21 protein-coding genes and 2 pseudogenes are annotated in these 20,814 nt (G+C 70.4%); 5 read left to right on the forward strand and 18 right to left on the reverse strand.

The window, feature by feature from the left end; genetic code table 11:
* Positions 1–320 precede the first annotated feature (320 nt).
* From EEJ42_RS11075 to EEJ42_RS11085, 3 genes are all read right to left on the reverse strand, one after another.
* Complete coding sequence (locus tag EEJ42_RS11075) at positions 321–644, reverse strand: STAS domain-containing protein (protein WP_123099781.1); 324 nt, start codon at positions 642–644, stop codon at positions 321–323.
* Between the two features lie 158 nt (positions 645–802).
* Positions 803–1,651 (reverse strand): 3-hydroxyacyl-CoA dehydrogenase family protein, encoded by an 849-nt coding sequence (locus EEJ42_RS11080; protein ID WP_123099782.1) that lies wholly within the window; start codon positions 1,649–1,651, stop codon positions 803–805.
* Between the two features lie 82 nt (positions 1,652–1,733).
* On the reverse strand, positions 1,734–2,375 hold the full coding sequence (locus EEJ42_RS11085) for a TetR/AcrR family transcriptional regulator (RefSeq protein ID WP_123099783.1): 642 nt from the start codon (positions 2,373–2,375) through the stop codon (positions 1,734–1,736).
* 80 nt (positions 2,376–2,455) lie between these two features.
* On the opposite strand from EEJ42_RS11085, the gene EEJ42_RS11090 reads away from it, so the two are divergent.
* From EEJ42_RS11090 to EEJ42_RS11100, 3 genes are read left to right on the forward strand one after another with little or no spacing between them, the layout of a single operon-like run.
* Positions 2,456–3,238 carry an ABC transporter ATP-binding protein gene (locus EEJ42_RS11090; RefSeq protein WP_123099784.1) on the forward strand — a complete coding sequence of 261 codons (783 nt, stop codon included), beginning with the start codon at positions 2,456–2,458 and terminating at the stop codon, positions 3,236–3,238.
* A gap of 17 nt (positions 3,239–3,255) precedes the next feature.
* Positions 3,256–4,011 (forward strand): ABC transporter permease, encoded by a 756-nt coding sequence (locus EEJ42_RS11095; protein ID WP_123099785.1) that lies wholly within the window; start codon positions 3,256–3,258, stop codon positions 4,009–4,011.
* A 23-nt stretch (positions 4,012–4,034) separates the two neighbouring features.
* Positions 4,035–4,607: a cob(I)yrinic acid a,c-diamide adenosyltransferase gene (locus EEJ42_RS11100; RefSeq protein WP_123099786.1), complete on the forward strand. Its 573-nt coding sequence runs from the start codon at positions 4,035–4,037 to the stop codon at positions 4,605–4,607.
* Positions 4,608–4,981: 374 nt separating this feature from the next.
* On the opposite strand, the gene EEJ42_RS11105 is transcribed toward EEJ42_RS11100, so the two are convergent.
* On the reverse strand, positions 4,982–5,533 hold the full coding sequence (locus EEJ42_RS11105) for a hypothetical protein (protein WP_123099787.1): 552 nt from the start codon (positions 5,531–5,533) through the stop codon (positions 4,982–4,984).
* 166 nt (positions 5,534–5,699) lie between these two features.
* Here EEJ42_RS11105 and EEJ42_RS11110 point away from each other — a divergent pair, with 166 nt between their 5' ends.
* Entirely contained in the window at positions 5,700–6,917 is a 1,218-nt protein-coding gene (locus EEJ42_RS11110) for a sensor histidine kinase (protein WP_123099788.1), read from the forward strand.
* 35 nt (positions 6,918–6,952) lie between these two features.
* On the forward strand, positions 6,953–7,630 hold the full coding sequence (locus EEJ42_RS11115; RefSeq protein ID WP_123099789.1) for a response regulator: 678 nt from the start codon (positions 6,953–6,955) through the stop codon (positions 7,628–7,630).
* Between the two features lie 26 nt (positions 7,631–7,656).
* On the opposite strand, the gene EEJ42_RS11120 is transcribed toward EEJ42_RS11115, so the two are convergent.
* From EEJ42_RS11120 to EEJ42_RS11185, 14 genes and pseudogenes are all read right to left on the reverse strand, one after another.
* On the reverse strand, positions 7,657–8,106 hold the full coding sequence (locus EEJ42_RS11120; RefSeq protein WP_009715008.1) for a DUF2550 domain-containing protein: 450 nt from the start codon (positions 8,104–8,106) through the stop codon (positions 7,657–7,659).
* A gap of 121 nt (positions 8,107–8,227) precedes the next feature.
* Positions 8,228–8,605 carry a F0F1 ATP synthase subunit epsilon gene (locus tag EEJ42_RS11125; RefSeq protein ID WP_009715009.1) on the reverse strand — a complete coding sequence of 126 codons (378 nt, stop codon included), beginning with the start codon at positions 8,603–8,605 and terminating at the stop codon, positions 8,228–8,230.
* A 111-nt stretch (positions 8,606–8,716) separates the two neighbouring features.
* Positions 8,717–10,159 (reverse strand): F0F1 ATP synthase subunit beta, encoded by a 1,443-nt coding sequence (gene atpD, locus EEJ42_RS11130; protein WP_123099790.1) that lies wholly within the window; start codon positions 10,157–10,159, stop codon positions 8,717–8,719.
* A gap of 5 nt (positions 10,160–10,164) precedes the next feature.
* Entirely contained in the window at positions 10,165–11,079 is a 915-nt protein-coding gene (locus EEJ42_RS11135) for a F0F1 ATP synthase subunit gamma (RefSeq protein WP_123099791.1), read from the reverse strand.
* Between the two features lie 2 nt (positions 11,080–11,081).
* The gene (gene atpA, locus EEJ42_RS11140; protein ID WP_123099792.1) at positions 11,082–12,653 is read right to left on the reverse strand and encodes a F0F1 ATP synthase subunit alpha; all 1,572 of its coding nucleotides are present in this window, start codon (positions 12,651–12,653) and stop codon (positions 11,082–11,084) included.
* A gap of 90 nt (positions 12,654–12,743) precedes the next feature.
* Positions 12,744–13,559: a F0F1 ATP synthase subunit delta gene (locus EEJ42_RS11145; protein ID WP_123099793.1), complete on the reverse strand. Its 816-nt coding sequence runs from the start codon at positions 13,557–13,559 to the stop codon at positions 12,744–12,746.
* Positions 13,556–14,116 (reverse strand): F0F1 ATP synthase subunit B, encoded by a 561-nt coding sequence (locus EEJ42_RS11150; RefSeq protein ID WP_123099794.1) that lies wholly within the window; start codon positions 14,114–14,116, stop codon positions 13,556–13,558. The genes EEJ42_RS11145 and EEJ42_RS11150 overlap by 4 nt, the downstream gene beginning before the upstream one ends.
* Before the next feature lie 37 nt (positions 14,117–14,153).
* Positions 14,154–14,396, reverse strand: coding sequence for an ATP synthase F0 subunit C (atpE, locus tag EEJ42_RS11155; RefSeq protein WP_123099795.1), 243 nt, complete (start codon positions 14,394–14,396; stop codon positions 14,154–14,156).
* 73 nt (positions 14,397–14,469) lie between these two features.
* Positions 14,470–15,279: a F0F1 ATP synthase subunit A gene (gene atpB, locus EEJ42_RS11160; RefSeq protein WP_123099796.1), complete on the reverse strand. Its 810-nt coding sequence runs from the start codon at positions 15,277–15,279 to the stop codon at positions 14,470–14,472.
* 264 nt (positions 15,280–15,543) lie between these two features.
* Complete coding sequence (locus EEJ42_RS11165) at positions 15,544–15,999, reverse strand: Cg1360 family ATP-synthase-associated protein (RefSeq protein WP_123099797.1); 456 nt, start codon at positions 15,997–15,999, stop codon at positions 15,544–15,546.
* A gap of 234 nt (positions 16,000–16,233) precedes the next feature.
* Complete coding sequence (locus EEJ42_RS11170) at positions 16,234–17,580, reverse strand: MraY family glycosyltransferase (RefSeq protein WP_123099798.1); 1,347 nt, start codon at positions 17,578–17,580, stop codon at positions 16,234–16,236.
* Between the two features lie 254 nt (positions 17,581–17,834).
* A pseudogene (locus EEJ42_RS11175) lies at positions 17,835–18,299 on the reverse strand (methylaspartate mutase); the annotation flags it as partial.
* Positions 18,300–18,569: 270 nt separating this feature from the next.
* A pseudogene (locus EEJ42_RS11180) lies at positions 18,570–19,460 on the reverse strand (type III PLP-dependent enzyme domain-containing protein); the annotation flags it as partial.
* Between the two features lie 78 nt (positions 19,461–19,538).
* On the reverse strand, positions 19,539–20,810 hold the full coding sequence (locus EEJ42_RS11185) for a serine hydroxymethyltransferase (RefSeq protein ID WP_123099800.1): 1,272 nt from the start codon (positions 20,808–20,810) through the stop codon (positions 19,539–19,541).
* Positions 20,811–20,814 lie beyond the last annotated feature (4 nt).

The raw sequence follows: 20,814 nt of genomic DNA on the forward strand, positions 1-20,814 counted from the left end.
CGGGCGAGCCGGACCGGGCCGCGGGCACGGCGGGCCGGGCGGGCACGTCCGTCACGTCCGCGTCCCGCGGCGGCTGCGGCGCGGCGGCGGCGTCCGCGGAACGCGGGCTCGGATCGTCGTGGCCGTGCTCGTGCGGTGCGCGGTTGTGCTGCTCCATGGCCCTGTGCCCCCCAGATGCGTGGCGCGCCGTGAGTGCCGCCGTAGGGATGATGTCCGGCGAGCGCCGGACAAGACCTCGTCACAGTATCCACCGGCCCCGGAACGGCCCGCGCCACCCCGGGGATTCGGGCCCCCGGAACGGTCCGGGCCACCCCGGGGAGTCAGACGCGCGGCAGCGTCTCCGCTTCCAGCCCGCCCTCGATCGCCAGGATGCGGTGCAGTCGGGTGGCCACCAGCAGCCGCTGCATCTGGGGCGGCACCCCGCGCAGGACGAGCCGCCGACCCGCCCGGCCCGCCCTCCGGTGCGCCCCCATGATCACGCCGAGCCCGGTGGCGTCCCAGGAGTCCAGCTCGGTCAGGTCGAGTACGAGATCCCCTCCGCCGGAGTCAACGGCGGTGTGCAGGGCCGCACGGGCGTCCGCCGCGCTCCGGACGTCCAGGCGGCCCCCGACGACCAGCTCGGCGTGGTCGCCCCTGATGTGCATATGCGCTCCCCTGGATGGTGCGTCGTCGTGTCGTCAATGCGCCATTTCTCTCTACAGAACTGACTGCCTCTCACCCGAGGAAGTTGCCGTCTGTAAGCGAACCGATACCGAATTCACCCGAGAGGGTGAGTTACGGGCCTGGCGCCGCACCAGGGCCCTCAGTAGCGGTAAAAGCCCCCACCGCTCTTGCGGCCGATGTCACCCGCGTCGACCATCCGGCGCATGATCTCCGGTGGCGCGAACTTCTCGTCCTGGGACTCGGTGTAAATGTTGTCGGTGGCGTGCAGCAGGATGTCCACGCCGGTGAGGTCGGCCGTCGCGAGGGGTCCCATCGCGTGGCCGAAGCCCAGCTTGCAGGCGATGTCGATGTCCTCGGCCGTGGCGACCCCGGACTCGTAGAGCTTGGCGGCCTCGACCACGAGTGCCGAGATCAGGCGCGTGGTGACGAAGCCCGCGACATCACGGTTGACGACAATACAGGTCTTGCCCACGCCCTCCGCGAACTCCCGTGCCCTGGCGAGCGTTTCGTCGCTCGTCTTGTAGCCGCGCACCAGTTCGCACAGCTGCATCATCGGGACGGGCGAGAAGAAGTGGGTGCCCACGACCCGCTCCGGGCGCTCCGTGGCGGAGGCGATCTTGGTGATCGGGATGGCGGAGGTGTTGGACGCGAGGATGGTGTCGTCCTTGACCAGTCCGTCGAGGGTGCGGAAGATCTCCCGCTTGACGTCGATCCGCTCGAAGACGGCCTCGACCACGACGTCCGCGTCGGCGGCGGCGTCGAGGTCGGTCGTGGTGGTGATGCGGGCCAGCGCCTGCTCGGCCTCCGCGGCGTCCAGCTTGCCCTTGGAGACGAACTTCTCGAACGAGGCGCGGATGCCGTCGGTGCCGCGGCGCAACGCCTCATCGGTCACATCGCGCAGCACGACGTCCCAGCCCGCCTGGGCGGAGACCTGCGCGATACCGGACCCCATGAGTCCGGCTCCGATGACCGCGAGCTTCTTGGCCACGACACACACCCTTTCGTCGACATTCGGTGTGCGTGGACCTTAACGCCCGTTCACCCCTTGGGGCAGCCCCTAGTAAGGCGCGTCACGGTGTGTTCTTCGCCGCATAGTTGAGGACCGTATCGCTGAGGAGCGACTCCATGACGTCGACTTTCCGGAGGGCGTCCTCGGCCACCTCGTCCACGCCACCGCCCTCCGCGAGCCCGCGCATGATGCAGCGCTGGACGGCGTTCTGAAGGCCGACCAGCTGGTGGGCGACGAACTCGGGGGTCGGGTCCTCCGGAGCCGCGGCCGTCTCCTCGCGCAGCGTGACACCGAGCTGGTTGACCGCCTTGCCCTGGATGGTGAACAGCCTGGCCATCAGGCTGGGCGACTCCGTCATGACCTGGCGGAACCGGTCATAGCCCTCGGTCAGCCCGACGTACGCGTGCCGCTCCCGGATGTCCCGGCGCAGCTGCTCGACGATCGCCCGCGCCGCCGACTGCCCGGCCGCGCGCTCCCGTACGAGCCGGGAGGGGCGGTCGACGACCTCCTCCTCGCGGTCGACGAAGAGGTCCTCCTTGGTCGGGAAGTAGTTGTAGACCGTGTTCACGGAGACCTCGGCCGCCTCGGCGATCTCCGCGATCGTGACCGCCTCGAAGCCGCGCTCCATGAACAGCCCGGTCGCGACATCCGAGATGTGCTGCCTGGTCTGCCGCTTCTTCCGCTCCCTGAGCCCTTCCACCATGCCCTCATCCTAGCTTCGCTGGGCCAGCTTAATCTTTGGGGTCATTGCAAAATTTGAGTGACCCTGCTTTTCTTGGGGGCATGCCAGTCATCACCACGAGCGGGCTCGCCCGCACCTTCCGGACCAAGCGCGGCCCCGTGGAGGCCGTCCGCGGCATCGACCTGACCGTCGAGGCCGGGGAGATCCTGGGCTTCCTGGGCCCCAACGGAGCGGGCAAGACCACCACGCTCCGCATGCTCACCACGCTCCTCCCGCCCACCGGCGGCACCGCAACCGTCGCGGGCCACGACCTCGCCGCCGACCCGGCCGGGGTGCGCCGCCGCATCGGGTACGTCGCCCAGTCCGGCGGCGTCGACCCCACCGTCTCCGTACGGGAGGAACTGGTCACCCAGGGGCGGCTCTACCGGCTCCCCCGGCCCGAGGCGCAGGCCCGCGCCGACGAACTGGCCCGCGAACTGGACCTGACCGAGCTGCTGGACCGCCCGTGCGCCGCCCTCTCCGGCGGGCAGCGGCGGCGGCTGGACATCGCGCTGGGCCTCGTCCACCGGCCCGAGATCCTGTTCCTGGACGAGCCGACGACCGGTCTCGACCCGGCCGGGCGCGCCGACCTGTGGGAGCTGATCCGCGCCCTGCGCGCCGAGCACGACACGACCGTCTTCCTGACCACCCACTACCTCGACGAGGCCGACGCGCTCGCCGACCGGCTCGTCATCGTCGACCAGGGCCGGATCGCCGCCGAGGGCACGGCGGAGCGGCTCAAGACCGAGTACGGCGGCTCGCCGGACGCCACGCTCCAGGACACCTTCATCGCCGTCACCGGGCGCCGCACCGCGCCGCGCGACCCCGCCCCGCTCACCGTCTGACCCCGGAAGGAGCCCCCATGCCCCACGTCATCGCCGACACTGCCCTGATCTTCCGCCGCCACCTCCGCCAGACCCTGCGCTCCAAGCCCGCCATGGTCTTCGGCCTCGTCCAGCCGCTGCTGTTCCTGGTCTTCTTCGGCCCGCTGCTCACCGGCATACCGCTGGGCGGCGAGGGCGACTCCTGGCAGACCATCGTCCCCGGCATCCTCATCCAGCTCGGCATGTTCAGCGCCTCGTTCGCCGGGATCGGCATCGTCTTCGAAAAGCGCATGGGCGTCATCGAACGGATGCGGGTCACCCCGGTCAGCCGACTGGCCCTGCTCATGGGCCGGGTGCTCAAGGACGTCGTCCAGCTGCTGGTGCAGTCCGTGGTGGTCGTGCTCGTCGCCGTCGCCATGGGGCTGCGGGCGCCGCTGCCGGGCATCCTGATCGGCTTCGGCTTCGTCGCCGCGCTCACCGTCTCCCTGGCCTCGCTCTCGTACGCGCTGGCCATGCGCGTGGAGTCGCCGCAGGGATTCGCCCCCGTCATCAACTCCGTCACCATGCCCGCGATGCTGCTCTCCGGCATCCTGCTGCCGATGTCGCTCGGCCCGCGCTGGCTCGACATCACCTCGCACTTCGTGCCGTTCCGCTACCTCGTGGACGGCGTACGGGCCGCCTTCGCCGGGGACTACGGGAACGGCAAGATCGGGCTCGCCTGCCTGGTCGCCACCGGGCTCGCCGCCGTCGCCGTCGCCCTCGGCACCCGGCTCTTCCGGCAGGCCGGGGCGTAGCCGCTGCGCGTAGGCTCGGACTCATGGTCAATCTCACCCGCATCTACACGCGTACCGGGGACAAGGGCACCACCTCCCTCGGCGACATGAGCCGCACCGACAAGACCGACCTGCGGATCGCCGCGTACGCCGACGCGAACGAGGCGAACGCGGCGATCGGCGTGGCCATCGCGCTGGGCTCGCTGCCGCCCGAGATCACCGACGTCCTGGTCCGGGTCCAGAACGACCTGTTCGACGTGGGCGCCGACCTGTCGACCCCGGTGGTCGAGAACCCCGAGCATCCGCCGCTGCGGGTCGAGCAGGGCTACATCGACAAGCTGGAGGCGGACTGCGACCGCTTCCTCGAGGACCTGGAGAAGCTGCGCAGCTTCATCCTCCCCGGCGGCACCCCGGGCGCGGCCCTGCTGCACCAGGCGTGCACGGTCGTACGGCGCGCCGAGCGCGCCACGTGGGCGGCCTTCGCCGAGCACGGCGACTCCATGAACCCGCTCACCGCGACCTACCTCAACCGCCTGTCCGACCTGCTCTTCATCCTGGCCCGCTCGGCCAACAAGGAGGTCGGCGACGTGCTGTGGGTCCCGGGCGAGAACCGCTGACGCGGCCTCCTCCCCCACCCCGCCCCTTCCCGAATCCGGGGCCGGCCCCGGACCCCAGCCACCCTCCGGCCCCCGGAACGAGGCCGCCGCACACGGGCGCGGGCGGCGCAGCGCCACGGCGACTCAGGGCGCGGCCGGAGGCGGAGACCCGGGGCACAACCCAGCGGGGACCCGGAAACGCCACCCCAGCGGGGACCCGAGGCGCAGCCCCTGCCAAACCGGGCCCGGAAACCGGGGGCGCGACCCCGGGTGGGGAGGCCGGGGTGCAGCTCAGCCAGGCCACCCGGAGAGCGGGGCCCGATCGGGGTCCGGGGGCAGGCCCTGCGCCGGGGGTCGGGGGGTGTCCCCCGGTTCGGGGAGGGGCGGGGTGGGGGCTACTGAGCGTCCGAAGCGGCGGGTTCGCGCTTTGGCCAGAGCGTGTAGCTCAGCGCGATGACGACGTTGATGCCGATCATGAACAGCATCCTCGTCTGCCACTCGCGCAGCGAGCCGATGTCGCCGTCGTCGCCGACGTACCAGATGGCGCCCTGGAGCAGGGCCATCGCGATGACCGCCGCCAGCATCCAGCGGGCGGCGGTCTTCCATTCGTGCACCGCACGCGCCATGCCGTACCTCGGCGGCTTCACCGGCGGCGGCCCGTCGAAGAAGCGGTGGGCCACCCGGGCGTCGACCCACTTGATCGTCTGATGGCCCAGGGCGACCGAGAAGCCGATGTAGGCCGCGGCGATCCCGTGCTTCATGTCCGGCTCGGCGCCGTTCTTGAGGTCGATCGCGGTCGCCACGAAAAGGACCAGCTCCAGCACCGGTTCGCACAGCAGCACGACCACGCCCGCGCGCGGCATCTTCGCCACGTACCGCAGCGCGAGCCCCACGGCCAGCAGCACCCAGAAGCCGACCTCACAGGCGATGATCAGCGCGACGATCACGGTTCGCTCCTTTCGGTTTCTCCTTCCTCACCGTTCCGTGCGATCCGGGCGTTCGCCTCGTCGCGGGCGACGAAACCCGGCTGCATCCTTCGATGTACGTCCCGCACCGGAAGGACCGCCCCCGGAGGGGAGGCCCGCGCCCCGCGCGGCGTGCTGTGATGGGGGCATGCCGTCCCGTCCCTCCCGCCTGCCGCGCCCCCACCGCGACGACGTGCTGATCGGCCTGGTCGGGGTGTTCGGCGGGACCCTGTTGTGGACGCTGGGGCTGCACAACAACCCGCCGTTCTTCGGTACGCCCCAGTGGCTGGGTGTGGTCGCCCTGGTCGTCATCTCGGGAGCGGAGCTGCTGCGGCGTACGGCGCCGGTCACGGGGCTCGGCATCGGGACCGTCGCCGTGGCCGTGGACCTGTGCAGCGGCGGGCTCGCCGCGACGCTCCTGATGTACACGGACCTGATCTACGCGTGCGTCATGTACGGCACCCCCGCCACCGCCCGCCACCTCCCCCGGCTGTGCGTGCTGGTGACGGCGGTGGCGACGGCGGTGCCGCTGGGGATCGTGCGCGAGCCCTGGGCGCTGCTGGTCGGCATGCTCGTCGCGGTGTTCACCATCAGCCCGGCCTGGACCGGCGTGCTGGTCCGCAACCACCGCGAGGAGGCCGCGGCCGCCCGGCTGGAGGCCGAACGCGTCGCGCTGCTGGCCGAACTGGACCGCCGGGAGGCGGTGACCGCCGAGCGGGCGCGGATGGCGCGCGAGCTGCACGACATGGTGGCCAACCACCTCTCCGCGATCGCCATCCACTCCACCGCCGCCCAGTCCCTCAAGGACCCGGCCGCGACGGAGGAGGCGCTCGGGGTGATCCGGGAGAACAGCGTGCGCGGGCTCGCCGAGATGCGGCGGCTGATCGGTCTGCTGCGCGACGCGCGGGACGATGACCACGAACCGTACGCCGCGCCCACCCTCGGTGCCCTGGACTCCCTGCTGGAGCAGGCCAGGAGCAACAGCGTGCCCGGCGGCCAGGACTTCGTCCTGTACGACGAGCGCCCGGCGGGCTCCGCCCCGCTGCCCGCGCCGGTCGAACTCGCCGCGTACCGCATCGTCCAGGAGTCCCTGACCAACGCCCTCAAGCACGCCGGGCCGGGCAGGGTGGACGTGACGCTGACGCACCCCGCGGGCGGTACGGACGGCGCGCTGGAGGTCAGCGTGACCAGCCCCTACGGCGGCGACCGCCCCACCCCGCCGGTGCCCGGGTCCGGGACCGGGCTGATCGGGATGCGGGAGCGCGTCACGCTGCTCGGCGGCACCCTCGACGCGGGCCCCGTCCCCGGCCCCTCCGGCACGGTGTGGCGGGTCCGGGCGGCCCTGCCGCTGGGTGACGGGGCCTGACAGCCATGACCGACACAGCCCCCACAGGAGCCGCGGTGCATCAGCGACAGCCCACGCCGGAGACGACGCCCGCGCCCATCCGGGTCCTCGTCGCCGAGGACCAGGCCGCGGTGCGCTCCGGGCTCGTGCTCATCCTGCGGTCGGCGCCCGGCATCGAGGTGGTCGGCGAGGCCGTCGACGGCGAGCAGGCCGTGGCGCGGGCCCGGGCGCTGCGGCCCGACGTGGTGCTGATGGACGTGCAGATGCCCCGGCTCGACGGGGTCTCCGCGACCCGGCAGGTGGTCGCCGAGGGGCTGGCCGACGTGCTGGTGCTGACCACCTTCGACCTGGACGAGTACGTCTTCGGGGCGCTGCGCGCCGGGGCGGCCGGGTTCCTGCTCAAGGACAGCGACGCGGCACGGCTGGTCGAGGCGGTGCGCACGGTCGCGCGCGGCGAGGGGCTGATCGCGCCCGCGGTGACCCGCCGGCTGATCACGGAGTTCGCCCGTTCGGGGTCCGCGACGACGGCCGATCCGTCGGTGCTCGCCGTCCTCACCCCGCGCGAGCGGGAGGTGCTGGGCTGTCTGGGCCAGGGGATGTCGAACGCAGAGATCGCGACGCATCTGACGATGGCGGAGGCGACGGTGAAGACCCATGTCAGCCGGTTGCTCGGCAAGCTGGAGCTGCGCAGCCGGGTCCAGGCGGCCGTCCTGGCACAGGAGTTGGGCGTATAAGAGCTCGGGAAATAAAAAAGGCGCCGCTACGCGACGTTGACACGCTGGCCGGGCGGGGCGGCCTCCAGCCAGGCCAGGAAGCCGGTGAGGGCGTCGTCGCTCATCGCCAGCTCCAGCCGCGTACCGCTGTGGCGGCAGGCCAGGATCACCGCGTCGGAGAGCAGCGCCAGCTCTTCCTCGCCCTTGGGGGTGCGCCGCTCCAGTACCTCGATCGAGGCGCGCTCCAGGGTCCGCCGGGGGCGGAACGCGTACGAGAAGACCCGGAACCACTCGATCCGGTCACCGTCGTAGCGGGCGATCCCGTACACCCACCCCTTGCCGCTGGGCTCGGCCTCGGGTCCGGGCGCGCCCCAGCGCATCGAACAGTCGAAGGTGCCGCCGGACCGCTGGATCAGTCGCCGCCGCAGTCCGAAGACGAAGAGTCCCGCCACCACCAGGGCGACGACCACGCCGCTCACGAGCAGAGCGAGGACCATCTTCACCGACCTCCTCGCCTCATCCGGAAAAACCGCAGCTGCATCGCCTCAGCCGCGGACCGCTGAAGAGGAACTCCAGCGAGGTCCGCGGCTGAGGCTTGACGACCGTAACGTGACAGGCTCAGTGCACTCCCGCCACCGCACGCAGCCGGACGTCGGCGCGCCGCTCGGCGGCGGCGTCCGCCTCCGACTTGGCACGCTCCAGCGCCCGCTCCGCGCGCTTGACATCGATCTCGTCGGACAGCTCCGCGACCTCGGCCAGCAGCGAGAGCTTGTCATCCGAGAACGAGATGAACCCGCCGTGCACCGCGGCGACGACCGTCCCGCCGTCGCTCGTACGGATGGTCACCGGGCCGGACTCCAGCACACCGAGCAGCGGCTGGTGGCCGGGCATGACGCCGATGTCACCCGATGTGGTGCGCGCGATGACCAAGGTGGCCGTGCCGGACCAGACACTACGGTCCGCCGCGACCATCTCGACGTGCAGCTCAGCAGCCAACGTGGCTCCTCGGGTCTGAAACCTGCCGGGAACGACAGGGCTTTCGTCAAAGAATAACGGGCGTGCGGAGAGGGGCGGGACCGGGCCCACCCCTCTCCGGAGCTACGGAGCTCAGGAGACGCCCAGCTCCTTGGCCTTGGCCTTCAGGTCGTCCAGGCCACCGCACATGAAGAACGCCTGCTCCGGGAAGTGGTCGTACTCACCGTCGGCGATCGCGTTGAACGCGGCGATCGACTCGTCCAGCGGCACGTCCGACCCGTCGAGGCCGGTGAACTGCTTCGCCGCGTGGGTGTTCTGCGACAGGAAGCGCTCGATGCGGCGGGCGCGGAAGACGGTGAGCTTGTCCTCCTCGCCGAGCTCGTCGATGCCCAGGATGTTGATGATGTCCTGGAGGTCCTTGTACTTCTGGAGGATCGACTTCACGCGCGAGGCGCAGTCGTAGTGGTCCTGCGAGATGTAGCGCGGGTCCAGGATCCGGGACGTCGAGTCCAGCGGGTCCACCGCCGGGTAGATGCCCTTCTCCGAGATCGGCCGGGAGAGCACCGTGGTCGCGTCGAGGTGCGCGAAGGTGGTCGCCGGGGCCGGGTCGGTGAGGTCGTCCGCGGGGACGTAGATCGCCTGCATCGAGGTGATCGAGTGACCGCGGGTCGAGGTGATGCGCTCCTGGAGGATGCCCATCTCGTCGGCCAGGTTCGGCTGGTAGCCCACCGCGGAGGGCATGCGGCCGAGCAGGGTCGAGACCTCGGAACCGGCCTGGGTGAAGCGGAAGATGTTGTCGATGAAGAACAGCACGTCCTGCTTCTGCACATCGCGGAAGTACTCCGCCATGGTCAGACCGGCCAGGGCGACGCGCAGACGGGTGCCCGGGGGCTCGTCCATCTGGCCGAAGACCAGCGCGGTCTGCGGGAGCACGCCGGACTCGGCCATCTCCTCGATCAGGTCGTTGCCCTCACGGGTGCGCTCGCCGACACCGGCGAACACGGAAACGCCCTCGTGCAGCTTGGCCACACGCATGATCATTTCCTGGATGAGGACGGTCTTGCCGACGCCCGCGCCGCCGAACAGACCGATCTTGCCGCCCTTGACGTACGGGGTCAGCAGGTCGACGACCTTCAGGCCGGTCTCGAACATCTCGGTCTTGGACTCGAGCTGGTCGAACGCCGGGGCCTTGCGGTGGATGGACCAGCGCTCGGTGACCTCGGACTCGGCCTCGGGCTCGTTCAGGATCTCGCCGAGGGTGTTGAACACCCGGCCCTTGGTGACGTCGCCGACGGGCACGGTGATACCGGCGCCGGTGTCGGTCACCGGGGCCTGGCGGACCAGGCCGTCGGTGGGCTGCATGGAGATGGAGCGCACCAGGCCCTCGCCCAGGTGCTGCGCGACCTCGAGGGTCAGGGTCTTCTTCGCCCCGTCCTCGGACGGGTCGGCGACCTCGACGGTGAGGGCGTTGTAGATCTCCGGCATCGCGTCGACGGGGAACTCCACGTCGACGACCGGGCCGATGACCCGCGCGACGCGGCCCGTCGCCGTGGCCGTCTCAACAGTGGTGGTCATAGTTGTCAGTCACTCCCCGCAGAGGCGTCGGCCAGAGCGCTCGCGCCACCGACGATCTCGCTGATTTCCTGGGTGATGTCGGCCTGGCGGGCCGCGTTGGCAAGCCGCGTGAGCGACTTGATGAGCTCATCGGCATTGTCGGTCGCCGACTTCATCGCCCGCCGGGTGGCCGCGTGCTTGGAGGCGGCGGCCTGGAGCAGGGCGTTGTAGATACGAGCCTCGACGTACCGCGGCAGCAGGGCGTCCAGGACGTCCTCGGCGGACGGCTCGAACTCGAAGAGCGGGAGGATCTCGCCCTTCTTCTCCTGCTCCTCCGCCTTCTCCTCGAGGCTGAGCGGCAGCAGCCGGTCCTGGACCGGGGTCTGCGTCAGCATCGAGACGAACTCGGTGAACACGATGTGCAGCTCGTCCACGCCGCCGTCGGCCGTCTCCTGGAGCACGGCCTCGATCAGCGGTCCGGCGATCTTCTTGGCGTCGGCGTAGGTCGGGTTGTCGGTGAAGCCCGTCCACGACTCCGTGACCTTGCGCTCACGGAAGGTGTAGTAGGCGACGCCCTTGCGGCCGACGATGTAGGTGTCGACCTCCTTGCCCTCGCCGGTGAGCCGCTCGGTGAGCTGCTCGGCCGCCTTGATGACGTTGGAGGAGTAGCCGCCCGCGAGCCCGCGGTCGCTCGTGATGAGCAGCACCGCGGCGCGGGTCGGGTTCTTGGCCTCCGTGGTCAGCGCGTGCTGGGTGGTGGAGCCCTTGGCCACCGCGCCGACCGCACGGGTCAGCTCGGTGGCGTACGGAGTCGACGCGGCCACCTGGCGCTGCGCCTTGACGACGCGCGAGGCGGCGATCATCTCCATCGCCTTGGTGATCTTCTTGGTCGCGGAGACGGACTTGATCCGCCTCTTGTAGACCTTGACCTGGGCACCCATACTCAGCCCTCGCCCAGCAGCTTGCCGTCCGAGGTCTCGAACTGCTTCTTGAAGCTGTCGACGGCCTCGCCCAGCGCCGCGATCGTGTCGTCGGACATCTTGCCGCCCTCGACGATGCTGGTCAGCAGCCCCTTGTGCTCACGGTGGAGGTAGTCCAGCAGCTCACGCTCGAAGCGGCGGACGTCCTCGACCGGCACGTCGTCCATCTTGCCGTTGGTGCCGGCCCAGATGGAGACGATCTCGTCCTCGGTGGAGTACGGGGCGTACTGGCCCTGCTTCAGCAGCTCGACCATGCGCGCACCGCGCTCCAGCGACGCCTTCGAGGCCGCGTCCAGGTCGGAACCGAAGGCGGCGAACGCCTCCAGCTCGCGGTACTGGGCGAGGTCCACGCGGAGTCGGCCGGAGACCTGGCGCATCGCCCTGTGCTGCGCGGAACCACCGACTCGGGAGACCGAGATACCGACGTTGAGGGCCGGCCGCTGGTTGGCGTTGAACAGGTCGGACTCGAGGAAGCACTGACCGTCGGTGATGGAGATGACGTTGGTCGGAATGAACGCCGACACGTCGTTCGCCTTGGTCTCGACGATCGGCAGACCGGTCATCGAGCCGGAGCCCATCTCGTCGGAGAGCTTGGCGCAGCGCTCCAGCAGCCGGGAGTGCAGGTAGAAGACGTCACCCGGGTAGGCCTCACGGCCCGGCGGGCGGCGCAGCAGCAGCGACACGGCGCGGTACGCGTCGGCCTGCTTGGACAGGTCGTCGAAGACGATCAGGACGTGCTTGCCCTCGTACATCCAGTGCTGGCCGATGGCCGAGCCGGTGTAGGGGGCGAGGTACTTGAAGCCCGCCGGGTCGGACGCCGGGGCGGCGACGATCGTCGTGTACTCCAGCGCACCGGCCTCCTCCAGCGCGCCGCGCACGGACGCGATGGTGGAGCCCTTCTGGCCGACGGCGACGTAGATGCAGCGGACCTGCTTCTTCGGGTCGCCGGAGCGCCAGTTGTCGCGCTGGTTGATGATCGTGTCGACGCACAGCGCGGTCTTGCCGGTCTGCCGGTCGCCGATGACCAGCTGACGCTGGCCGCGGCCGATCGGGGTCATGGCGTCGACGGCCTTGTAGCCGGTCTCCATCGGCTCGTGCACCGACTTGCGCTGCATGACCGTGGGGGCCTGAAGCTCGAGGGCGCGGCGGCCCTCGGTCTCGATCTCGCCGAGGCCGTCGATCGGGTTGCCCAGCGGGTCGACGACACGGCCGAGGTAGCCCTCGCCGACAGCCACCGAGAGAACCTCGCCGGTGCGGTGCACCTGCTGGCCCTCCTCGATGCCGCTGAACTCGCCGAGGACAACGGCACCGATCTCGCGCTCCTCGAGGTTGAGGGCGAGGCCGAGGGTGCCGTCCTCGAACTTCAGCAGTTCGTTCGCCATGGCCGAGGGAAGACCCTCGACCCTCGCGATGCCGTCGCCGGCAACGCTGACCGTACCGACCTCCTCGCGCGAGGCCGCGTCCGGCTTGTACGCCTGGACAAAGTTCTCCAGCGCGTCCCGGATCTCCTCCGGCCGGATCGTGAGCTCCGCCATCTGGGTTCCCTGCTCTCCTTGTTGGGCCCGAAGTAAGTGACTACGGCCCAACTCGGGCCGCTTACATGCTTGTTGAGTTGGTGGCTTAAGTCAGCCGGCCATCCGTCGGCTCGCCTCTGCGAGGCGGTCCGCGATGGTCCCGTTGACGACCTCGTCGCCGATGCGTACCACGACCCCGCCGAGGACCTCCGGGTCCACGTCGAGGTTGAGGTGCACCTGGTGTCCGTACAGCGAGGCGAGGGCGGCGCCGAGGCGCTCCTTCTGCCGGTCGCTGAGCGGCACCGCGGAGGTGACGACCGCGACCATCCGGTCCCGGCGCGCCGCGGCGAGCTTCGACAGCGCGTCGAGACCCGCCTCCAGGCTACGTCCGCGCGGCTGGGTCACAAGACGCACGACGAGCCGCTCGGTCACCCGGTCGGCCCGGCCGCCCAGCAGCTCGCGGACCAGCCCGGCCTTGGCCGTGCCGTTCGCGCGCCGGTCGGCCAGCGCCGACCGCAGCTCGGACGAGGAGGAGATGATCCGGCCGAACCGGAACAGCTCGTCCTCCACGTTGTCCAGGGTGCCGACCCGCTGGGCCGCCACCAGGTCGGCGCTGCTCGCCAGCTCCTCGACCGCGTCCGCGAGGTCGCGCGAGCGCGACCAGCGGGAGCGGACCATGCCGGAGACCAGGTCCAGGACCTCGCCGCCGACCTGCCCGCTCAGCAGGCGCTGGGCCAGCTCGGCCTTGGCCTCGCCGGGCTGCGCCGGGTCGGTGAGGACCCGGCGCAACGAGACCTCACGGTCGAGCAGCGCGGTGACGGCGGCCAGCTCGTCGGCGAGCTTCGCCGCGTCGACGGACGTGTTGTCCGTCAGCGCGTCGAAGCGCTCGCGCGCGGCAGCCAGTGCCTCCCTGCTCGCTCCGTTCATCGTCCGGCCTCGGCCTTCGTGCCGTCGGCCGCCTTGGCCTCGAGGTCGTCGAGGAAGCGGTCGATGGTGCGGCTCTGCCGGGCGACGTCCTCGAGGGACTCGCCGACGATCTTGCCGGCCAGGTCGGTGGCGAGCTTGCCCACGTCCTGGCGCAGCGCCGTACCGGCCTGCTTGCGCTCGGCCTCGATCTGGGCGTGGCCGGCCGCGATGATCTCCTCGCGCTGCCGCTGCCCCTCCGCACGCATCTCCGCGATGAGCGCGGCGCCCTGCTCCTGCGCCTCCTGGCGCAGTCGCGCGGCCTCGTGGCGGGCGTCCGCCAGCTGGGCGCGGTAGTCCTCGAGGACCTGCTGGGCCTCGGCCTGAGTTGCCTCGGCCTTCTCCATTCCGCCCTCGATCGCCGCGCGGCGCTCATCCAGAACACGGTTGATGTTCGGGAGCAGCTTCTTGGCGAAGAAGATGAAAACGATGGCGAAGGCGATCAGGCCGATGACAAGCTCTGGGAGTGGCGGGAGCAGAGGATTCTCTTCCTCTGCCGCCAGGTTTACCAGGGCGTTCACATCCGTACCTTTCGTCGCAACAGCTATCGGCAGGTGATCACGGGCCGTAGACGAACGGCATGACCAGACCGATCAGGGCGAGCGCCTCACAGAGCACGAAGCCGAGGATCTGGTTCGCACGGATCAGACCGGCCGCCTCGGGCTGGCGGGCCATGGCCTGGGTGCCGTTACCGAAGATGATGCCGACGCCGACGCCCGGACCGATGGCGGCGAGGCCGTAGCCGATCGAGCCGACGGAGCCGTGCACAGTTTCAGCAGCCAGGGACTGGAGAGCGGACATGCCGGTTCTTCCTTCTGTTTCATGGGCCGGTGGGGGTTGGCCACCGGATGTCTTGCGGACTGGGACAGGGTGCTCAGTGGTGCTCGGCGAGAGCGCCCTGAATGTAGCTACAGGCCAGCAGGACGAAGACGTATGCCTGAAGGGCCTGAATGAAGAGCTCGAAGGCGGTCAGCAGGATGACCATCACGAACGAGATGCTCGCGTAAGCGATCCCGATGCCGTTCAGCAGGTACCAGCTGGCGATCGTGAAGATCAGCAGCAGGACGTGACCCGCGAACATGTTGGCAAAGAGCCGGACGGCGTGGGTGAACGGCCGGATGAGCAGGTTGGAGAACAGCTCCAGGACCATGACCAGCGGCAGGACGCCGCCGAGCGACTTGTCGTAACCGGAGATGTTCTTCAGGCCGCCGACGAAACCGTGCTTCTTGAAGGTGAGGCTCACCCACAGGATGTAGACGATCGCGGCGAGCCCCGCCGGGAAGGCGATGATCGACGTCGCCGGGAACTGGGCGATCGGAATGACCGACCACAAGTTCATGATCCAGATGAAGAAGAACAGGGAGACCATGAGGGGGACGTACTTGTCGCCCTCCTTCTTCCCCAGGGCCTCGTAGACGATGCCGCGGCGCACGAAGTCGTAGCCCGCCTCACCGACCATCTGGAGCTTGCCGGGAACGACCTTGGCCCTCCCGAAGGCGGCCCAGAAGAACACGACCACGACGACGGTGCCCAGCAGAGCCAGCAGCATCGGCTTGTTGAACTCGAAGCCGCCAATGGTGGCGATCGGCTGGAACGTGAACGAGTGAAGCCCTGGGGCCGGGAAGCCGCACCCGTCGAAGATGTGGCAATCGGTCTCGAAGGCGAGCGTCTGGTCAGGACTCACCGCGAGCTCCTTCAGCGTGGCGCATGGGTACGGCAACCTCGATGTGTCGGCGCGGCGCATGGCCACGGAACGGCACTGGACTGGTTCTTACGAATGTGGGGGCGGCTTGTGTACACAAGGCCGATGGGCTCACGGGCAGCAGCTGCATGGGCCGCCGATTCCGTCCCGTGGAATCCGGGGGTTCAGCCGCCTGCGCCCGCTGTGCCTCAGATGGCACCGGACGATAGCAGGTGAGCGCAGACGTCCTTATACCGGCCCTACAGATCACGAGGCGGACCCGGCTGGGGAGGTCTCCTTCTCCCTCGCCGGCTTCCGTTCGTCCTCGGCTTCCGGTTGCACGTAGAGGATCTTGGCCTTCATGTGGGCCCGGGTCTGCGCCGCGATCCACGTCAGTGTCGCAGCAAGCAGGGAGAACGCGAACGCCCGGGTATTGAAGAGGGTGGTGTCCTTGAAGATGGCCAGCAGCACCGCGATGAGCAGGAACTGCACCATGTAGAGGGCGAGCCCCATCATCTGGAACAGCTGCGGAAGATACTTCGCGGTGCGCTCGAGCACGATCAGGTCGATCGTCATGACCGCGACTACGAGGAGCGTCCCGAAGGCGGCTCCGATCGCGCCCTTTCCACCGGCGAGCACAGAACTGACGGCAACGGCGACCACCCCGACCACGGCGGTGGGCACGGCGCAACTGGGCAGCGTTCTGGCGTCGTTGGACTGCATGAAGGGTTTCTCCGGCAAGAGTCGGAAGCAAACGATTCGTCGTGGACGAGCGTATCCCCGGGGACAGAGGGAACCTCGCGACGAAGAGCCGTCGCACTACGGCCCCTCGGCTCTAAGCACCGGGTTTAGTGAACGGTATCACAAACTATTTGATGAGGTCTTTACCCACCTGATGTGCTGCACGTCACACGTGTGAGTTACAGCGCGTGTATGGCTTGACGCGCTGTGTCGTCGCTACTGAGGGGTTCCGATCTTCCTGCGGTGGGGGAAACGCGACCGGTCACCGATCGCGGTGGCGCCGTTGAGCCCGGTCGGCAGCGGTTCCGGGGCGGGCCTTTCCGGCTGCTCCCGGTGCTCCGGCTCGGTCTGCTCCCTGGCCGGGGCGACCGGCTCGGCCGCCTGGGCGGTCGCGACCCGGCGCCGGTAGCGGGGCGGTACGAACGCCTCCGCCCACTGCGGCACGCGCGGGGTGAACCGCGGCAGCAGCAACAGCACCAGACCCACCGCGCTCAGCGCCACGATCGCGAGCACGAACCACACACCGGCCGAGTTCACCGAGTACGCGACCGCCCCGAACGCGATCAGCGCCGACCAGAAGTACATGATCAGCACGGCCCGGCTGTGCGAGTGGCCGATCTCCAGCAGCCGGTGGTGCAGATGGCCGCGGTCCGCCGCGAACGGCGACTGGCCCCGCCAGGTGCGCCGGACGATGGCGAGCACCAGGTCCGCGAAGGGCACCGCGATGACGGTGAGCGGCAGCAGCAGCGGGATGTAGACCGGCACGGTGGCGTGCACCGCCGCCGTCTCGGATCCGGCGAACAGCTTCATCGCGTCCGGGTCCACCTGGCCCGTGATGGAGATGGCGCCCGCGGCGAGCACCAGCCCGATGAGCATCGAGCCCGAGTCGCCCATGAAGATCCGCGCGGGGTGGGCGTTGTGCGGCAGGAAGCCCAGGCACATGCCCATGAGGACGGCGGCGAACAGGGTCGCGGGGGCGGCGGCCTCCAGTCCGTAGCCGAACCAGATGCGGTACGCGTACATGAAGAACGCGGCGGCGGCGATGCACACCATGCCGGACGCCAAACCGTCCAGCCCGTCAACGAAGTTGACCGCGTTGATGGTGATGACGACCAGAGCCACCGTCAGCAGGGTGCCCTGCCAGGGCGTCAGGGAGACCGGCCCCACACCGGGCACCGGCAGCCACAGGATGGTCAGACCCTGGAGCACCATCACACCGGCGGCGATCATCTGGCCGCCCAGCTTGATGAGCGCGTCCACGCCCCACTTGTCGTCCAGCACGCCGAGCAGCCAGATGAGCCCGGCGCCGGAGAGCAGCGCGCGCGGCTCGTTGGACGTTTCGAAGACGTCCTTGAGGTTGGTGAGGTGAGCGGCCACCAGCAACCCCGCGCAGAGACCGCCGAACATGGCGATGCCTCCGAGCCGCGGAGTGGGCTCACGGTGCACATCGCGGGCCCGGATCTCCGGCATCGCACCAGCGGCGATGGCGAACTTCCGCACCGGCCCGGTGAGCAGATACGTCACCGCGGCCACGATGCACAGAGTCAGCAGGTATTCACGCACCTATTCCCCAGACGTCGCGAGGCAGATCAGGGCCACACCCTAGGAGACCTCACCCTAGCCTGCTCCGGTTCCACGTGTGCCGGGGACCGGCAGGGGTGTGCGGTGCTCCACGGCCACGTCGTCGAACCTTCTGCGCATGTACGACAGATCCTCCAGCAGCCCGGCGGAGGTGACCGGACGGGCCCGCTGCCGAACCGGTGATCCGCCCGATCGGCAGCGCCCCGGTCCGCGTACTCCAGTGCCGCCGGCTCGGTCACCACCTCGCAGCTCTCCCGCCAGTTCCGTACGGACTCGGCCAGCGGGGTCCGTCCGTAGGGCAGGCGGTACGACACCGGGCCGCCCTCGCCGGCGCCGAGCCCCAGCCGGGTCAGGGTGCGGAAGATGTCGGCCGGGGCGGCGGAGCCGTGCCGTACCTGGACCGGGAAGCCGGGGCCGCTCGCTGCCGAGAGCACCCAGCGGGTGACGGATTCCTCATGGCTGACGATGGGGTAGCCGTTGAGGTCGCTGCCGTCGCGCAGCGCGCGTTCGACCGCCCGGAGGTGGCCGACGCGGGTGTGGGCGTCGAGTGTGATGGTTCCCACGGTCAGGGCGTCGGCGGCTCTGGTGGCCGCCAGGCCCTCCCGCATCCGCTGCGGATCGCCGAAGCCCATGCGCGGCTGGACCACCAGGCGGCCTTCTCCCCCGTGGGCGCGGACGAACGCGCCGAACCCCTCGCTCATCCGGCCGGGGCCCGGCCCGCGAGGGCGGGCGGGCCCGCCTGGCGGGAGTGGACGAAGCCGCGCAGGGCGGCGGCGGGGTCGGCGCCGTCGTCGAAGACCGTGTCGAAGCCCGCCGCCATCAGCTCGGCGACCCGTTCGCTGTCCTCGTCCCCGGTGACGCCCAGCTTCCCGCCGACCACCACGGGGGGTGGTGGCGAGCGGGTCGGCGGCGCGCAGCCGCCGGATGACGCGCATGCCGTCCTGGTAGCCGTGGCCGTTGACGCTGCTGATCACGACCTCGCCGCCGCGGACCACGGCCTCGGCGGGCGCGGGGCGGCCGAGGAACATCAGCAGGCTGGCGGTGGGCCCGTAGGCGCCGGTGTTGGGGATGGCGACGACGTCGCCCTCGCCCAGCTCCGGCAGGTCGATCTCGCGGGCCAGCAGATCGCCGGGGGTGCACAGCGGCCCGGCCAAGGTGCCCTTGCCGGTCACCTCGACGTCCCCTTCTATCCGAACCGACACCGGCAGGATCCGGCCGAGCCCGGACATGCCGCCGAAGGTGTTGATACCGGCGTCGAGGATGACGAACCGGCGGTCCCGGCTGGTCTTGACGTTGCTCACCGAGGCCAGCAGGGTCCCGCCGTCCCCGACCAGGTCCAGGGCGACTTCCAGCTCACCGCGCAGCTTGTGGTAGGCGTCGCGGGCGCCGTGGCGGCCGTACGGCACGGAGAAGCCGCCGCCGATGTCCAGCAGCCGCAGGGCCACCCCGACGTCGGCTTCGACCTGGGCGGCCACCTCGATGGTGTGCCGGAACTCCTCGACCAGGGCGTCCTCGTCCTTGGCGTTGCTCTGCGAGAACAGGTGCAGACCGGCGAGGGACGTGCGGAGCGCAGGCGCGGCGCCGGGCTCGGCCACCGTCTCGCTGTCGATGCCGAACTGGGTGGGCTTGCCGGTCATCCGGATGCCGGTGCTGGCGCTCGCGGTGGCGCTGTTGACGCGCAGCAGGCAGTCGGCGACCACGCCGTGGTCGAGAGCGGCCGCCCCGATGTGCTCCAGGTCGCCCGGCGACTCGGCGGAGAACGTCCGCACGCCGCGGGCGATGGCCTCGCGCAGCTCCCCGGGGGTCTTGCCGGGCCCGGTATAGAGGATGTCGGCGCCGGTGTAGCCGCCGTCCAGGGCGGCGGCCGGCGGCGCGGACGCCGTCAGGGCGGCGCAAGGCCAGACTGTTTCCAGGCCGAGCTATTTCCCCGGCACGGGAGTTCACGGCGGATACGGAGGAAATGCCGCGGCCAGTTCCCTGACTTCCGCGCGCACTCCGCGCGATCGGGGTGCTTCCTCGTCCTCGCGCAGGGCGATCGTCAGCAGCGCGCCGATCTGCTCCATCTCCCCCTCCTCCATGCCCTGCGTCGTCACCGCCGCGGTGCCGAGCCGCAATCCCCGGACGCAGCCGCCGGGTTCGGTGGCGGAGGCCAGCGCGCAGGTGTCCAGGATGATCCCGGCGGCCGCGCAACGGGCCTTCGCCGCACGGCCGTCGAGCCCCAGCGGGGACACATCGACGGCGATGATGTGGGTGTCGGTGCCTCCGGTGGCCACCGTCAGCCCCGCCGCCGCCAGCCCGTCGGCCAGGGTGCGCGCGTTGGCGACGACCTGCCGGGCGTACGCGGCGAACGCGGGCGTGGCGGCCTCGCCGAACGCCACCGCCTTGGCCGCCACGGTGTGCATCTGGGCGCCGCCCTGAGTGAAGGGGAACACGGCGCGATCGACCCGCTCGGCCAGCTCCGCACCGCACAGCAGCATTCCGCCGCGCGGCCCGCGCAGCACCTTGTGCGTGGTGGCGCACACGACGTCCGCGTACGGCACCGGGCTCGGCGCCGCTTTCCCGGCCACCAGGCCGATGGGGTGGGCGGCGTCGGCGACGAGGTACGCGCCCACCTCGTCGGCGATGGTCCGGAAGGCGGCGTAGTCCAGATGGCGGGGGTACGAGATCGAACCGCACACGATCGCCTTCGGGCGGTGGGCGAGCGCCAGCTCGCGCAGCCGGTCGTAGTCGAGCAGCCCGGTGGCCGGGTCGACGCCGTAGCCGACGAAGTGGAACCAGCGGCCGGAGAAGTTCGCCGGGGAGCCGTGGGTGAGGTGGCCGCCGTGCGGCAGCGCCATCGCCAGCACCGTGTCGCCGGGCCGCAGCAGCGCGGCGTACGCCGCGAGCACCGCGGAGGATCCCGAATGCGGCTGCACATTGGCGTGGCTTGCGCCGAACAGCGCCGTCGCCCGGCCCTGGGCCACCCGCTCGGCGACGTCCACCAGCTCACAGCCGCCGTGGTGGCGGGCCCCGGGGTAGCCCTCGGCGTACTTGTTGGCCAGCGGCGAGGCCAGCGCCGCCAGCACCGCCCGCGAGGTGTGGTTCTCCGCGGCGATCAGCTGGAGACTGCCCCGGACGCGCTCGAGCTCGCTCATGATGATCCCGGCCAGCTCGGGGTCCTGCCGGGCCAGCTCGCCGAAGTCGGGACCCCAGGGAACCGCGCTGACGGCCATCGCG

The organism is Streptomyces botrytidirepellens (assembly GCF_003721215.1).
Lineage (GTDB): Bacteria > Actinomycetota > Actinomycetes > Streptomycetales > Streptomycetaceae > Streptomyces > Streptomyces himastatinicus.

Coding starts and splice junctions, on each gene's coding strand:
- EEJ42_RS11085 (WP_123099783.1), bottom strand. CDS start 2,375: ATGGTGGAAGGGCTCAGGGAGCGGAAGAAGCGGCAGACCAGGCAGCAC.
- EEJ42_RS11145 (WP_123099793.1), bottom strand. CDS start 13,559: ATGAACGGAGCGAGCAGGGAGGCACTGGCTGCCGCGCGCGAGCGCTTC.
- EEJ42_RS11120 (WP_009715008.1), bottom strand. CDS start 8,106: ATGGTCCTCGCTCTGCTCGTGAGCGGCGTGGTCGTCGCCCTGGTGGTG.
- EEJ42_RS11110 (WP_123099788.1), top strand. CDS start 5,700: ATGCCGTCCCGTCCCTCCCGCCTGCCGCGCCCCCACCGCGACGACGTG.
- EEJ42_RS11185 (WP_123099800.1), bottom strand. CDS start 20,810: ATGGCCGTCAGCGCGGTTCCCTGGGGTCCCGACTTCGGCGAGCTGGCC.
- EEJ42_RS11075 (WP_123099781.1), bottom strand. CDS start 644: ATGCACATCAGGGGCGACCACGCCGAGCTGGTCGTCGGGGGCCGCCTG.
- atpE (WP_123099795.1), bottom strand. CDS start 14,396: ATGTCCGCTCTCCAGTCCCTGGCTGCTGAAACTGTGCACGGCTCCGTC.
- EEJ42_RS11135 (WP_123099791.1), bottom strand. CDS start 11,079: ATGGGTGCCCAGGTCAAGGTCTACAAGAGGCGGATCAAGTCCGTCTCC.
- EEJ42_RS11165 (WP_123099797.1), bottom strand. CDS start 15,999: ATGCAGTCCAACGACGCCAGAACGCTGCCCAGTTGCGCCGTGCCCACC.
- EEJ42_RS11090 (WP_123099784.1), top strand. CDS start 2,456: ATGCCAGTCATCACCACGAGCGGGCTCGCCCGCACCTTCCGGACCAAG.
- atpD (WP_123099790.1), bottom strand. CDS start 10,159: ATGACCACCACTGTTGAGACGGCCACGGCGACGGGCCGCGTCGCGCGG.
- EEJ42_RS11095 (WP_123099785.1), top strand. CDS start 3,256: ATGCCCCACGTCATCGCCGACACTGCCCTGATCTTCCGCCGCCACCTC.
- atpA (WP_123099792.1), bottom strand. CDS start 12,653: ATGGCGGAGCTCACGATCCGGCCGGAGGAGATCCGGGACGCGCTGGAG.
- EEJ42_RS11100 (WP_123099786.1), top strand. CDS start 4,035: ATGGTCAATCTCACCCGCATCTACACGCGTACCGGGGACAAGGGCACC.